Raw genomic sequence first — 13,294 nt, 5'->3', positions numbered from 1 at the left:
AGGTCGCGCCGGGCCGTTCAGGCCGACACGCTCGGTCGTTTCACTTGATCCAGCGCCTGCCGGATGGTGCGCAGCCAGCCGCTGGCGGCGGCGACTGCGGCGTCGGTTTGCTGGGCCGCGGGGACGTTCGCCACCGCCTGCTCCATGGTTTCAATCAGTTTGCTGCCGATGACGACCGCGTCGGCCACGCGCGCCACGCGCTGCGCGCTGTCGGCATCGCGGATGCCGAAGCCCACGCCGACCGGGATATCGCGCACGTGGCGGCGGATCACCGCCACGCGTTCGGCCACGTCGTCGGTGTTGAGCGAGCCGGCGCCCGTCACGCCCTTGAGCGAGACATAGTAGACGTAGCCGCGGGCCACCCTGGCCACGGCCTGGATGCGTTCCTCGGTGGAGGTGGGCGCCAGCAGGAAGATCGGGGCGATGCCGTGGCGCCCGAGGGTGCCGGCGAACTCGACGACTTCTTCGGGCGGGTAGTCGACCACCAGGACGCCATCCACGCCGGCGGCTTCGGCACGGCGAGCGAATTCGGCCTGGCCCATGCGTTCGATCGGGTTGGCGTAGCCCATCAGCACGACCGGGGTGGCCGTGTCGCGCTGGCGGAACTCGGCCACCAGGTCGAGCACGCGGCCCAGGCCCATGCCCTGGGCGATGGCGCGCTCGGCGGCGCGCTGGATCACCGGGCCGTCGGCCATGGGATCGGAGAACGGCACGCCCAGTTCGATGACGTCGGCGCCGGCCTCGACCAAGGCGTGCATCAGCGGGACGGTGGTGGCGGGCGACGGATCACCGGCGGCGATGTAGGGAATGAGCGCCGCGGCGCGGCCGGATTCGGCGGTGCGCGCGAAGGCGGCGGCAATACGATCGGAGCGGGAAGTCGTCATGTTAGAGCTCGATACCGGCACGTTCGGCGACGGTATGCATGTCCTTGTCGCCACGGCCCGACAGATTGACCAGGATGACGGCGTCGCGCGGCAGCGTGGGGGCCATCTTCACGGCCTGGGCGATGGCGTGGGACGACTCCAGCGCCGGCATGATGCCTTCGATGCGGCAGCAATCGTGGAAGGCCTTGAGGGCTTCGTCGTCGGTGATGCCGGCGTACTCGGCGCGGCCGGAGTCCTTGAGCCAGGCGTGCTCGGGGCCGACGCCGGGGTAGTCCAGCCCGGCCGAGACCGAATGGGTTTCCTGGACCTGGCCGTCGGCGTCCTGCATGACGTAGGTGCGGTTGCCGTGCAGCACGCCGACCTGACCGGCAGCCAGCGACGCGGCATGCTTGCCGCTGTCCATGCCTTCGCCGGCGGCCTCGACGCCGATCAGGCGCACGTTTTCGTAGGGAATGTAGGGGTGGAAGATGCCCATGGCGTTGGAGCCGCCGCCGACCGCGGCCACGACGTAGTCGGGCTGGCGGCCGATGGCCTCGGGCATCTGCGTCAGGCATTCATTGCCGATGACGGTCTGGAAATCGCGCACCATGCGGGGATAGGGATCGGGGCCCGCCACCGTGCCGATGATGTAGAAGGTGTTCTCGATGTTGGTGACCCAGTCGCGCATGGCTTCGTTGAGCGCGTCCTTCAGGGTGCGCGAACCGGACGTGACGGGCACCACCGTGGCCCCCAGCAGCTTCATGCGGTAGACGTTGGAGGCCTGGCGGCGCACGTCTTCGCTGCCCATGTAGACCACGCATTCCATGCCGTAGCGGGCGGCCACCGTGGCCGTGGCGACGCCGTGCTGGCCGGCGCCGGTCTCGGCGATGACGCGCGGCTTGCCCATGCGCTTGGCCAGCAGGGCCTGGCCGATGCAGTTGTTGACCTTGTGCGCGCCGGTGTGGTTGAGGTCTTCGCGCTTGAACCAGATCTGGGCGCCGCCCAGTTGTTCGGACCAGCGGCGGGCGTGATAGACGGGGCTGGGACGGCCGACGAAATGCTTGAGCTCGTAGTTGAACTCTTCCAGGAAGGCGGGATCGACACGGTAACGGTCATAGGCGGCACGCAGCTCGTCGAGCGCGTGCATCAGCGTTTCCGCCACGAAAACACCGCCATAAGGGCCGAAATGGCCCTGGGCATCCGGAAAATCGTAAGGTTTCACCAAGCATCTCCCCCGGCATCACGGCCAGCCTCTGCGGCCCGTGAATCCGGTTTGCAACCCGTCATTTTACCTGACGCCGGTCGCGGGCGGGGGCCGCGCCCCCTGCCCCCTCACCGGGCGCCCCGGGGCCGGGCCTGCCCGGCCAGGCGCTTCAGAGCGATTGCCCCATGCGGCGCAGGAAGGTCTCGCACGCGGCGAGCTGGTCAAGCGCGACGAACTCATTGGGCTTGTGCGCCTGCTCGATGTGGCCGGGGCCGCAGACCACGGTAGGAATGCCGATGCCCTGGAACAGGCCGGCCTCGGTGCCGTAGGCCACTTTGCGGGTGGCGCGGTCTTCGGTCAGGGCGCGCACCAGCTGGGTGATGGCGGCTTCCTCGGAAGCTTCCAGGGCAGGCGCGGCGGCGCCGGTCTCGATCTCGATGCTGGCGCCGTCGAATTCGGCCTTCATGCGCGGCAGGAGCTCATCACGCACGTATTTTTCGACTTCGGCCTGGATCTGGTCGGGTTGCATGCCCGGCAGGTTGCGGAATTCGTAGGTGAATTCGCACAGTTCGGGAATGGTGTTGACCGCGATGCCGCCCCGGATCTGATTGGTCGTCATGGTCGAGAACGGCACGTCGTAGAACTGGTCGTACGGGCCGTTGGCCTTGAAGCTGTCGGCCAGGTCGCGGATGCGACAGATCAGGCGGGCGGCGTATTCGATGGCGTTGCAGCCGCGCGGCGTCAGCGACGAGTGCGCCGCCTTGCCGTGCACCTTGCAGCGGAACAGGTTGATGCCTTTGTGCGCCACCACCACCTGCATGCCGGTGGGTTCGCCCACCACGCAGCCTTCGGGACGGATGCCGCGCTCGTGCAGGTCGGCCAGCATGTACGGCGCGCCGGCGCAGCCGACCTCTTCGTCGTACGAGAACGCCAGGTGGATCGGCTTCTTGCGCGGCATGGCCAGGAATTCCGGCACCAACGCCAGCGAGCCGGCAATGAAACCCTTCATGTCGCAGCTGCCACGGCCGTACAGGAGGCCGTCTTTCTCGACCAGCTTGAACGGGTCCGTGCTCCAGTCCTGGCCATCCACCGGCACCACGTCGGTGTGGCCCGACAGGACGATGCCGCCCTGCTGGTTGCCGTCCTGGGCCGGCAGGGTGGCGAAGAGGTTGGCCTTGGTGCGCTCGGGGTTGTGCGCCAGCCACGCATCGACGCCCTGGCCCTTGAGCCAGTCACGGACGGTTTCGATGAGGGCAAGATTGGAATTGCGGCTGGTGGTGTCGAAACCGACCAGCGTCTCCAGCCAGGTGCGCGCGTTCATGTAGCAACTCTCTTGGGGAAAAGGGAGAGTGTAAAGCCAGGACGCGTCCGCGTCGCGCGCCCGGGAACGGACCCGGGCCGCGCCTGGGCCTAGAATGACGGCCTTGAAACAGCACAAGCCCCCAAGGAGAAACCGTGCAGCACAAAGCAGTTCCCACGCGCAACATCGTGGCGGCAGTCATCGGCAACGCCCTCGAATGGTATGACTTCCTGGTGTTCGCGTTCATGACGCCGATCATCTCGAAGCTGTTCTTTCCGACCGATCCCAGCGTTCCCGGCAGCGAACTGAACGCCATCCTGATGACCACGGCGATCTTCGGCGTCGGCTTCTTCATGCGGCCGGTGGGCGGCATCATCCTGGGGCTGTATGGCGACAAGAAGGGCCGCAAGGCGGCCATGGTGCTGGTGACCTCGCTCATGGCGGTGTCCATCGCCCTGATCACCGTGGCGCCCACCTATCACGCGGCCGGCATCCTGGCCCCCATCTTCATCCTGATCGCGCGGCTGCTGCAGGGCTTCTCGGCCGGCGGCGAGTTCGGCACCTCGACCGCCCTGCTGATCGAGATGGCGCCCAATGGCAAGCGCGGCTTCTACGGTTCGTGGCAGATGGCCGGGCAGATGCTGGCGCTGCTGATCGGCGCGGCCTGCGGCACGCTGATCACCGAATTCTTCACGCAGGAGCAGATCGCGGCCTGGGCCTGGCGCCTGCCGTTCGCCTTCGGCCTGGTGATTGTGCCGATCGCCATCTATATCCGCCGCAACATCGACGAAACCGACGCCTTCAAGCAGATGAAGGAAGACGAGCGCCAGGCCGCCGCGCGCGGCGAAGTACAGCGCCTGAGCCTGGGCGAGATGGTCCGCACGCACACCCGCGAGACGCTGATCGGCGTGGGCCTGGTGGTGACGGCGACGGTGTCGATCTACATCACCTTCACGTACCTGGTGACCTACTCGACCCAGATCCTCAAGCTGCCGCTGAACCAGACCTTCCTGGTGCAGATGGCGGGCGCCGCGCTGATGGTGCTGCTGACGCCGTTCATGGGCGCCTGGTCCGACCGCGCCGGCCGCCGCCCCATCGTGATCGGCTCGCTGATCGGCTACCTGGTGGTCCTGTATCCGCTGTACTACTGGCTGTCGGACGCGCCGTCGATCGGCCGGCTGCTGACCGTGCAGATCGTGGTGTGCTTCTTCGTGTCGGCTTTCTTCGGCGTGTTCAGCACCGTCATGGCGGAACTGTTCCCGGCGCGGGTACGCTCGGTGGGCCTGTCGCTGGCCTATAACGTGGCGGTGATGATCTTTGGCGGTTTTGCCCAGTTCATCGTGACCTGGCTGATCAAGACCACGGGTTCTCCCATGGCGCCGGCCTACTACGTGATGTTCGGCGTGGCGCTGGGGCTGGTGGCGTCGTTCTTCATGCGCGAACGCGCCCACGAGAACCTGGATCACTGATATTCCCGGGCCGCGATGGCCCGGGCGATGGTCCATTACGGGGCGCCCCTGGCAACGGCCTTGCATGGGCGCCCTCTTCCGAGCCGCCCGTCCCCGGGGCGGCCCGTCTTGCGTCGCAGGCTAGCGGCGCACCGCCGACGACACGCCCGGCACTTCCGCCAGGGCATCCAGCGCGCGCGCCAGCGATTCGCCGCCGCGCACCTCCACCGTGAACACCATATGGGCCAGCGACTGCCGGCTCTGGGTGTTCACGCCCACCACGTTCAGGCGCAGCCGCGCGAACACTTCGGACAGGTCGCGCAGCAGGCCGGAGCGGTCGTGCGCGCGCACGCTGATGTCGACCGGATAGAACGTGTCCGCAGGGGTCTCGCCCCAGGCCACCTCGATCACGCGCTCGGGCTCGCGCGCGGCCAGCGCCAGATAGCTGTGGCAGTCGCTGCGGTGGATCGACACCCCGCGCCCGCGCGTCACGAAACCGGCGATGGCGTCGGGCGGCGCCGGACGGCAGCAGCGCGCCAGCTGCGTCAGCAGCGAGCCCACGCCCACCACCAGCACCCCGCTCTTGCCGCTTTTCTCGGCGCTGCCGGCGCTGGCGTGGCGCAGGGCGGCCGGCTGCGGCTCGGCGGCGGGCGCCGGCTGCTGGAACACGGCGTCGATCTGGCGCAGGCTGAATTCTTCCTTGGCGGCGGCCACGTACAGGTCGTCGGCGCGGGCGAACCCGAGGTTCTGCGCCAGCTGTTCGAGATTGACCGCGGTCTTGCCCAGCCGTTGCAGTTCCTTTTCGACCAGCGCCTGGCCTTGCGTGATGCGCTGCTGCAGTTCGATGGCGTTGAACCACATGCGCACCTTGGCGCGGGCGCGCGGGCTGGCCAGGAACCCGAGCTGTGGATTGAGCCAGTCGCGCGACGGGCCGCCGGACTTGGCCGAGATGATCTCGACCGTCTGGCCGGTGGCCAGGCGTGTCTGCAGCGGCACCATCTGGCCGTCGACCCGCGCGCCGCGGCAGCGGTGGCCCAGGTCGGTATGCAGGTGATAGGCGAAGTCGACTGGCGTGGCGCCGGCCGGCAGCTCGATCACCCGCGCCTGCGGCGTCAGCACGTAGATGCGCTCGTCCGTGGGAGCCGGCGTGACGGCGGCGTGGCGGCTCTTGCCCGGGCCGGACTTGGCGGCGGCGGGCTTGGCCGCATCGGACTTGTCGGCCGCGGCGCCATCGCCCGCCTCGACGTCCGTGTTCCAGGCCAGCAGTTGGCGCATCCAGGCCAGTTGCCGGTCGTACTCGCTGGAGGCCGCCACCTGCCCGCCCTTGGCGCCGGCTTCCTTGTAGCGCCAGTGCGCGGCCATGCCGTACTCGGCGAACTGGTGCATCTCGCGCGTGCGGATCTGCACCTCGAACGGCCGGCCGTCGTCGTCGGCCACCACGGTATGCAGCGAACGGTAACCGTTGGGCTTGGGCCGCGAGATGTAGTCGTCGAATTCGTCGGACAGCGGCGTCCACATCTCGTGCACCATGCCCAGCGCCGTGTAGCAGGCGCGCACGTCGTCGACGATGATGCGCAGCGCGCGCAGGTCGTACATCTGCGAGAAATCCAGGCGCTTGACCCGCATCTTGTTCCAGATGCTGTAGATGTGCTTGGGGCGGCCGCTGACCTCGGCTTCGATGCCATGTTTGGCCAGCGCCGTCTGCAGGCGTTCGATGGCGCCGGCGATGAAGGCTTCGCGCTCGACCCGCTTTTCCTCTAGCAGGCGGGCGATCTGCTTGTAGCGGTCGGGCTCCAGGAAGCGGAACGCCAGGTCTTCCATTTCCCACTTGATCTGCCAGATGCCCAGACGGTTGGCCAGCGGCGCGTACAGGTCCAGGGTTTCGCGGGCGAAGGCGGTCGAACAGGGCGTCTTGCTTTCGGCGTGCCAGCGCAGGGTGCGCAGGCGCGAGGCCAGGCGCATCAGCACGATGCGCAGATCGGCCGCCATGGCCAGCAGCATCTTGCGCTGCATTTCCTTCTGCGAGCCGGTTTCCGCTTCGGCGTCGCTGGCCTGGCGCGCGACCACGCCCAGCCGCAACAGGGCCCGGGTGCCCTGCACCAGGCGGGCGACCTCGGCGCCGAAGGTGGTGGCGACGGGGTCGTTGCGCAGCGCGGGAGCCGGCGCGGTCAGGTCGGTCGGCAAGGCGGCCAGCAGGGCCGCGGCGCGCGTGGCGGCGTCGGTGTGCAGGCCGGCCAGGATCCGCACCACGCCGGCGCCGTGCGAGGCCAGCGGTTCGCCGGTCAGGGCCTGCTGGCCCTCGAAACGGGGAACCGACCAGGCCACCGCCTGGTCGATAAGCGCAAGGCCGTCGGCGTCGAGGCCCGCCCCCGCCTCCTGTCGCCAGGAAGCGTCGAAAGGCGAAGGCGCATCAGGAACGGGCGGGGCGGACATCGCGGGCGTATTGCGGTTACGGTAATCGAGGATTCCGACACTCTACACTAGGAATCAACGCTGAAAACCCTGGCGAACGCCAGGCACATATACAAGGAACCCAAGCTTATGTTGCGCTGGCTCAAGGGCCGGGGAGCGCGCGCCGCCGAGGTGGCGCAGATGCAGGCCCGGATCGCGCCCGACCTCTGGCGGCAGGTGCTGCAGGCCCACCCCTTCCTGGCGGCGCTGGACGCCGACGAATCCGCGCAGTTGCTGGCGCGCTCGGCCTGGCTGCTGGCCAGCAAGACCATCAATGGCGCCCGCGGCCTGGAGGTCACCGACTTCATGCGGCTGTCGATCGCCGCCCAGGCCAGCCTGCCTATCCTGAACCTGACGCCCACGCTGTACGAAGGCTGGGACGAAATCATCGTGTACCCCGCGGGCTTTCGCATCCCGCGCAAGCAGATGGACGAGGACGGCGTGATGCACGAATACCTGGAGGACGCCGCCGGCGAGGCCTGGGAAGGCGGCCCGCTGGTGCTGTCCTGGGAGGACACGCAACTGTCCGAGGGCGGCTTCAACGTGGTGATCCACGAGTTCGCGCACAAGCTCGACCTGCAAGCGGGCTTTGCCGACGGCATGCCGTCGCTGGCGGCGCACGGCGATATCAAGCCGCGCGAATGGCGCCGCGTCCTGGACGACAGCCTGGACCGTTTCATCGCCGCGGTGGACGCGGTGGAGGCCGCGATTCCGCATGACGTGGACCCGGAAAGCGCCGAGGCCGACGCCTGGTACGGCCAGTTGCCGCTGGATCCCTACGCCGCCACCGACGAGGCCGAGTTCTTCGCCGTCAGTTCCGAGCACTTCTTCGTCGATCCCCATCCCATGGCCGAGGCCCTGCCCGAATGGTTCGGCCTGCTGCGGGCCTACTACCGCCAGGACACCCTGGCGCGCTACCCATGAAACGGCTGCTGATCGTGTGGCATTCCCGCACCGGCGCGGCCCGCCAGATGGCCGAGGCCGCCGCCCGCGGCGCGGCCGCGGCGGCGGCGCAGCTGGAACAGCCGGACGACCTGGCGGTGACGCTGCGCCGCGCCGCGGACGCCGGGGTCGACGAGGTGCTGGCCAGCGACGGCTTCCTGTTCTGCGCGCCGGAAAACCTGGCCAGCCTGAGCGGCGAAATGAAGGAGTTCTTCGACCGCTGCTACTACGGCGTGCTCGATCGCATATCCGGCCGGCCCTACGCCTGCCTGGTCAGCGCCGGCAGCGACGGCGCCGGCGCGGCGCGCCAGGTGGAGCGCATCTGCACCGGCTGGCGGCTGCGGGCCGTGGCGCCGGCCCTGATCGTCAACCTCGGCGCCCAGACGCCGGAACAGATCGCCGCCCCCAAGACCGTGGCCCCGGCCGAGCTGGCGCGCTGCGAGCAAGCCGGCGGCCTGCTCGCCGGGCTGCTGCTGACGGCGGGTTGACGCGGGCCAGCCGCCGGTCAGCGCGGGCCGGCCGACCCGGCACGCGTCGCCAGAGTCGGCAATTCTTCCCGGCGGTCACGGCGCCGTGATGCCACGCGACGGCCTGCGCAAACAAAAAAAGCCCTCCGGCCTGCCGGAGGGCTTTTCATCGCGCGGACGCGCCGATCAGGCGACGGCGGCGGTGACGACGATCTCGACCTTGAAGTCGGGATTGGCCAGGCGGGCCTCGACGGTGGCGCGCGGGGGCGAGTTGCCGTCGGCGACCCAGGCGTCCCAGGCCTTGTTCATGCCGTCGAATTCCTTCATGTTGGCCACGTAGATCTGGGCCATCAGGATCTTGGTCTTGTCCGTGCCGGCTTCAGCCAGCAGGCGGTCGATGGTGGCGAGCACTTGCTCGGTCTGGCCGGTGATGTCCAGCGTGGAATCGTCCGGCACCTGGCCCGCCAGGTACGCGACGCCGTTGTACACGGCCATGTCCGACAGGCGCTTGGCGACGTGGAAGCGCTTGATGCTGCTCATGAATATTCCCCTAATGACGAGTTGCGGGTTGAACAATGCGAAGAATGGCGAACTTTACCCTGGCCGGGTTTCAGGCGGGCGGCAGCTGGAACACCTGGCGCAGATAGGCCAGGTAGGCCGGATCGTCGCACATGGTCTTCTCGGGCGCGTCGGACACCTTGGCCACCGGCTGGCCATTGCAACGCACCATCTTCATGACGATCTGCAGCGGTTCGTGGCCGAGGTCGTTGGTCAGGTTGGTGCCGATGCCGAATGACACCTTGCAGCGGCCGGCGAACTGGCGCGCCAGCTCGATGGCGCGCGGGAAGGTCAGCGAATCCGAGAACACCAGGGTCTTGGCGCGCGGGTCGACGCGGTTCTTGCGGTAGTGCTCGAGCAAGCGTTCGCCCCAGACGAAGGGATCGCCCGAATCGTGCCGCGCGCCGTCGAACAGCTTGCAGAAATACATGTCGAAGTCGCGCAGGAAGGCGTCCATGCCATAGACGTCCGACAGCGCGATGCCCAGGTCGCCGCGGTATTCCTTGGCCCACACTTCCAGCGCGAACACCTGCGAATCACGCAGCCGCGGACCGAGCGCCTGGCAGGCCTGCAGGTATTCGTGGCCCATGGTGCCCAGCGGCAGGACTTCGTGCTGCTTGGCCAGCAGCACGTTGCTGGTGCCGGCGAAGTGCGGCCCCATCTGGGCCTTCATGGTCGACACGATCTCTTCATGCCAGACCTTGGAGAAGCGGCGGCGGGTGCCGTATTCGGCCACGCGGAAATCGGCCAGCGCCGGGTCGTCCAGCACCAGGTGCATCTTGGACTGCAGGCGCTTGCGGCCCTCGGCCCAGTCCGGGTTCTTGCGCGTGTTGCGGAAGTAGACCTCGTTGACGATGGCCAGCACCGGGATCTCGAACAGGATGGTGTGCAGCCAGGGGCCCTTGACCTCGATGCTGATCTCGCCCGGCCCCTCGCCCTCCTCGATGCTGATGCAGCGCTCGGGCAGGTGGAACAATTCGAGGAAATCGACGAAGTCGCTTTTGATGAAACGCAAGCCACCCAGATATTTAAGTTCGTCCTCGGTGAAGCGCAACTGGCACAACTGGTGCACTTCTTCGCGAATTTCGTCCAGGTAGGGGCGCAGGTTGACCCCCGGAGTCCGGCATTTGTAACGGTACTCGACCTGGGCAGCGGGAAACTGATGCAGCACCACCTGCATCATGCTGAATTTATACAGGTCGGTGTCGAGCAGCGAGGTGATTATCATGATTGCGCGTATCGTTTCGCGACACCATAGCATAGCGGGCCCGGCCGAACCCCCATTGCGCCACGATGTCAACAGGGTATTGGCGGCGTATCGGCCCCGCATTGGGTAAAATTGGCGCAACAAGACACAAATGCCGCCAGCCCGGAGCTCCTGAGAATGACCCACGTAGTCACCGAAAACTGTATCAAGTGCAAGTACACCGATTGCGTCGACGTATGCCCGGTGGACTGTTTTCGTGAGGGTCCGAACTTCCTGGTTATCGACCCCGACGAATGCATCGACTGCGCCGTGTGCATCCCCGAATGCCCGGCCAACGCCATCTACGCCGAGGAAGACGTGCCGCAGGACCAGCTCAACTTCATCGCCCTGAACGCCGAACTCTCGCCCGAGTTCGCCAGCATCAGCCGAGCCAAGAAGCCGCTGCCCGACGCCGACGAATGGAACGGCAAGCAGGACAAGCTGCAATACCTGGAAAAATGATCCGCGAGCGCGCGGCCGCCAGCGGCCCGCGCCGCGCGATGCGCCGATGACCGACGATTCCAAATACACGCGCCAGACCGTCACCCACGTCCATACCTGGGTGCCCGACAAACTGTTCTCGGTGCGCGTCACGCGCGACGACGCGTATGCCTTCCAGCCGGGCCAGTTCGCCCGCGTCGGTCTGCCGGGCGCGGACGACCCCGATGGCCTGCCGACGCTGTGGCGCGCCTATTCGATGGTCTCGGCGCCACACCAGCCCTGGCTGGAGTTCTATTCCATCGTGGTGCCCGAGGGCCTGTTCAGCCCGCGCATGGCGCGGCTGCAGCCCGGCGACGCGCTGTATGTCGAGAAAGCGCCCTACGGCTTCCTGACGCTGGAACGCTTCGCCCCCGGCGGCGACCTCTGGCTGCTGGCCTCCGGCACCGGCCTGTCGGCCTACCTGTCGATCCTGCGCGACCCGGCCGTGTGGCGTGCCTACCGCCGCATCGTCCTGGTGCACGGCGTGCGCACCGCGGCGGAGCTGGCCTACCGCGAGGAAATCGAAGGCTGGCGCAATGACCCCTCCCTGGCGGAGCTGTTCGCGGCCGAGCCGGACAAGCTGACCTACCTGCCGATCGCCACCCGCGAGACGCTGCCCGGCATGCCGCAGGCGCGCCTGACCGCCCTGATCGCCGACGGCGGACTGGAACGCCTGGCCGGCCTGCCGCTGGACCCGGAGCAAGCGAAGATCATGCTCTGCGGCAATCCGGACATGCTGGCCGACGCCCGCAAGCTGCTGGGCGAACGCGGCTTCAAGCCGGGCCGCCGCGGCATCCCCGGCAACCTCGCGGTGGAAAACTACTGGTGAGTCTTCGCCCGGTCCGGATCGGCCCCTCCTGGCCCGTCCGGCCTAGGGCGAAAATCCGCCGTTTTACCCTCCAATGCAACACGATTGCGCCCTAAACTGGTGCGCAAGGGATGACGGGTCGCATTTTTGCAACACAAAATCCGGTTTTCGGGCGCTTTCGTCAGACAAATTGGAAATACCGTTACTCCCCGGCGCAATAATCGGGGCACACGCACGACCCAGAAGGACTTCCCCAAATGCTGTACCAATTGCACGAAATGCAGCGCGCCTTCCTGACTCCGTTCGCTGCATTCACGGATGCCGGTTCCCAGCTGTTCTCCAGCCCTTACAGTCCCCTCGCCTACACCCCGATCTCGCGCCAGATGGCCGCGGGATACGAGCTGATGACGCGCATCGGCAAGGAATACCAGAAACCCGCCTGGAACCTGCCCGCCACGGAAATTGCCGGCAAGCCGGTCCGGGTCACGGAATCGGTCGTGCTGGACAAGCCCTTCTGCCGCCTGGTGCATTTCCATCGCGACGTGCGCCAGACCCCGCAGGACGATCCCAAGGTGCTGCTGGTGGCGCCGCTGTCGGGCCATCACGCCACGCTGCTGCGCGATACCGTGCGCGCCTTGCTGCCCGGCCATGACGTCTACGTCACCGACTGGATCGACGCGCGCATGGTGCCGCTGTCGGCCGGCCCGTTCCACCTGAACGATTACGTGCGCTATGTGCAGGACTTCATCCGCCACCTGGGGCCGGACGTGCACGTGATTTCCGTCTGCCAGCCCACCGTGCCGGTGCTGGCCGCCGTGTCGCTGATGGCCTCGGCCAACGATCCCTGCCAACCGCGCAGCATGGTCATGATGGGCGGCCCGATCGATCCGCGCCAGTCGCCCACGCAGGTGAACCGCCTGGCCACCACCAAGCCCTATTCGTGGTTCGAGAACCAGGTCATCCACCCGGTGCCGCCGCGCTACCCGGGGTCGGGCCGCAAGGTCTACCCGGGCTTCCTGCAGCATGCCGGGTTCATGGCCATGAACCCCGACCGCCACATGAAGTCGCACTACGACTTCTACCTGGATCTGCTGCGTGGCGACGACAGCGACGCCGAGGCCCACCGCCGCTTCTACGACGAATACAACGCCGTGCTGGACATGCCGGCCGAGTTCTACCTGGACACCATCCGCATGGTGTTCCAGGAATTCGCGCTGCCCAACGGCACCTGGGAAGTCGACGGCCAGCTGGTGCGCCCGGCCGACATCAAGAAGGTGGCGCTGTTCACCATCGAGGGCGAGCTGGACGACATCTCCGGCCAGGGCCAGACGCGCGCCGCCATCAAGCTGTGCAAGAACATCCCGGCCGACCGCAAGATGCACTACACCGCCCCCAACTGCGGCCACTACGGGATTTTCTCCGGCCGCCGCTGGCGCGAAATGATCTGTCCTAAAATCGCGGAATTCATCCGGCAATCGGCCTGAGGCCTTTCACCGTCCGTCCACGGGGGCCCTCGCGGGCCCCTTT

General features: G+C 67.4%; 12 protein-coding genes. 6 read left to right on the top strand and 6 right to left on the bottom strand.

Features of this window, described 5'->3' with window-relative positions; genetic code table 11:
* Positions 1 to 17: 17 nt before the first annotated feature.
* The 3 genes from trpA to argE form a co-directional block, all read right to left on the bottom strand.
* A complete protein-coding gene (trpA, locus tag ACVN9Z_RS13780; protein WP_006389271.1) occupies positions 18 to 884 on the bottom strand; it encodes a tryptophan synthase subunit alpha in 867 nt (288 codons plus the stop codon).
* A gap of 1 nt (position 885) precedes the next feature.
* Positions 886 to 2,085: a tryptophan synthase subunit beta gene (trpB, locus tag ACVN9Z_RS13775; protein ID WP_024068098.1), complete on the bottom strand. Its 1,200-nt coding sequence runs from the start codon at positions 2,083 to 2,085 to the stop codon at positions 886 to 888.
* Positions 2,086 to 2,236: 151 nt separating this feature from the next.
* Positions 2,237 to 3,388, bottom strand: coding sequence for an acetylornithine deacetylase (gene argE / locus ACVN9Z_RS13770; RefSeq protein ID WP_026382580.1), 1,152 nt, complete (start codon positions 3,386 to 3,388; stop codon positions 2,237 to 2,239).
* A 134-nt stretch (positions 3,389 to 3,522) separates the two neighbouring features.
* Here argE and ACVN9Z_RS13765 point away from each other — a divergent pair, with 134 nt between their 5' ends.
* On the top strand, positions 3,523 to 4,836 hold the full coding sequence (locus tag ACVN9Z_RS13765; RefSeq protein WP_006389268.1) for an MFS transporter: 1,314 nt from the start codon (positions 3,523 to 3,525) through the stop codon (positions 4,834 to 4,836).
* Positions 4,837 to 4,956: 120 nt separating this feature from the next.
* Here the strand turns inward: ACVN9Z_RS13765 and ACVN9Z_RS13760 are convergent, their stop codons facing one another.
* The gene (locus tag ACVN9Z_RS13760; RefSeq protein WP_024068097.1) at positions 4,957 to 7,248 is read right to left on the bottom strand and encodes a RelA/SpoT family protein; all 2,292 of its coding nucleotides are present in this window, start codon (positions 7,246 to 7,248) and stop codon (positions 4,957 to 4,959) included.
* A 108-nt stretch (positions 7,249 to 7,356) separates the two neighbouring features.
* On the opposite strand from ACVN9Z_RS13760, the gene ACVN9Z_RS13755 reads away from it, so the two are divergent.
* Positions 7,357 to 8,190, top strand: coding sequence for a M90 family metallopeptidase (locus ACVN9Z_RS13755; RefSeq protein WP_020924710.1), 834 nt, complete (start codon positions 7,357 to 7,359; stop codon positions 8,188 to 8,190).
* A complete protein-coding gene (locus tag ACVN9Z_RS13750; protein WP_026382584.1) occupies positions 8,187 to 8,696 on the top strand; it encodes a flavodoxin family protein in 510 nt (169 codons plus the stop codon). Before ACVN9Z_RS13755 ends, ACVN9Z_RS13750 begins: the two co-directional genes overlap by 4 nt.
* A gap of 165 nt (positions 8,697 to 8,861) precedes the next feature.
* On the opposite strand, the gene ACVN9Z_RS13745 is transcribed toward ACVN9Z_RS13750, so the two are convergent.
* Together ACVN9Z_RS13745 and pncB are read right to left on the bottom strand one after the other, a co-directional pair.
* Positions 8,862 to 9,215 carry a RidA family protein gene (locus tag ACVN9Z_RS13745; RefSeq protein ID WP_006389266.1) on the bottom strand — a complete coding sequence of 118 codons (354 nt, stop codon included), beginning with the start codon at positions 9,213 to 9,215 and terminating at the stop codon, positions 8,862 to 8,864.
* 70 nt (positions 9,216 to 9,285) lie between these two features.
* Entirely contained in the window at positions 9,286 to 10,461 is a 1,176-nt protein-coding gene (gene pncB, locus ACVN9Z_RS13740) for a nicotinate phosphoribosyltransferase (protein ID WP_006389265.1), read from the bottom strand.
* Between the two features lie 156 nt (positions 10,462 to 10,617).
* Between pncB and fdxA the strand changes: the two genes are divergently transcribed.
* From fdxA to ACVN9Z_RS13725, 3 genes are all read left to right on the top strand, one after another.
* Entirely contained in the window at positions 10,618 to 10,941 is a 324-nt protein-coding gene (gene fdxA / locus ACVN9Z_RS13735) for a ferredoxin FdxA (protein ID WP_006389264.1), read from the top strand.
* 46 nt (positions 10,942 to 10,987) lie between these two features.
* On the top strand, positions 10,988 to 11,788 hold the full coding sequence (locus ACVN9Z_RS13730) for a ferredoxin--NADP reductase (protein WP_020924712.1): 801 nt from the start codon (positions 10,988 to 10,990) through the stop codon (positions 11,786 to 11,788).
* A gap of 236 nt (positions 11,789 to 12,024) precedes the next feature.
* Complete coding sequence (locus tag ACVN9Z_RS13725) at positions 12,025 to 13,251, top strand: polyhydroxyalkanoate depolymerase (protein WP_020924714.1); 1,227 nt, start codon at positions 12,025 to 12,027, stop codon at positions 13,249 to 13,251.
* Positions 13,252 to 13,294: the final 43 nt, after the last annotated feature.

It is taken from the genome of Achromobacter sp. KK8 (assembly GCF_054188005.1).
This window is presented reverse-complemented; position numbering and strand designations above follow the sequence as displayed.

Excerpts from the sequence above, each read along its gene's own strand:
- trpA (WP_006389271.1), bottom strand. The coding sequence starts at position 884 with ATGACGACTTCCCGCTCCGATCGTATTGCCGCCGCCTTCGCGCGCACC.
- argE (WP_026382580.1), bottom strand. The coding sequence starts at position 3,388 with ATGAACGCGCGCACCTGGCTGGAGACGCTGGTCGGTTTCGACACCACC.
- ACVN9Z_RS13760 (WP_024068097.1), bottom strand. The coding sequence starts at position 7,248 with ATGTCCGCCCCGCCCGTTCCTGATGCGCCTTCGCCTTTCGACGCTTCC.
- ACVN9Z_RS13755 (WP_020924710.1), top strand. The coding sequence starts at position 7,357 with ATGTTGCGCTGGCTCAAGGGCCGGGGAGCGCGCGCCGCCGAGGTGGCG.
- ACVN9Z_RS13750 (WP_026382584.1), top strand. The coding sequence starts at position 8,187 with ATGAAACGGCTGCTGATCGTGTGGCATTCCCGCACCGGCGCGGCCCGC.
- ACVN9Z_RS13745 (WP_006389266.1), bottom strand. The coding sequence starts at position 9,215 with ATGAGCAGCATCAAGCGCTTCCACGTCGCCAAGCGCCTGTCGGACATG.
- pncB (WP_006389265.1), bottom strand. The coding sequence starts at position 10,461 with ATGATAATCACCTCGCTGCTCGACACCGACCTGTATAAATTCAGCATG.
- fdxA (WP_006389264.1), top strand. The coding sequence starts at position 10,618 with ATGACCCACGTAGTCACCGAAAACTGTATCAAGTGCAAGTACACCGAT.
- ACVN9Z_RS13730 (WP_020924712.1), top strand. The coding sequence starts at position 10,988 with ATGACCGACGATTCCAAATACACGCGCCAGACCGTCACCCACGTCCAT.
- ACVN9Z_RS13725 (WP_020924714.1), top strand. The coding sequence starts at position 12,025 with ATGCTGTACCAATTGCACGAAATGCAGCGCGCCTTCCTGACTCCGTTC.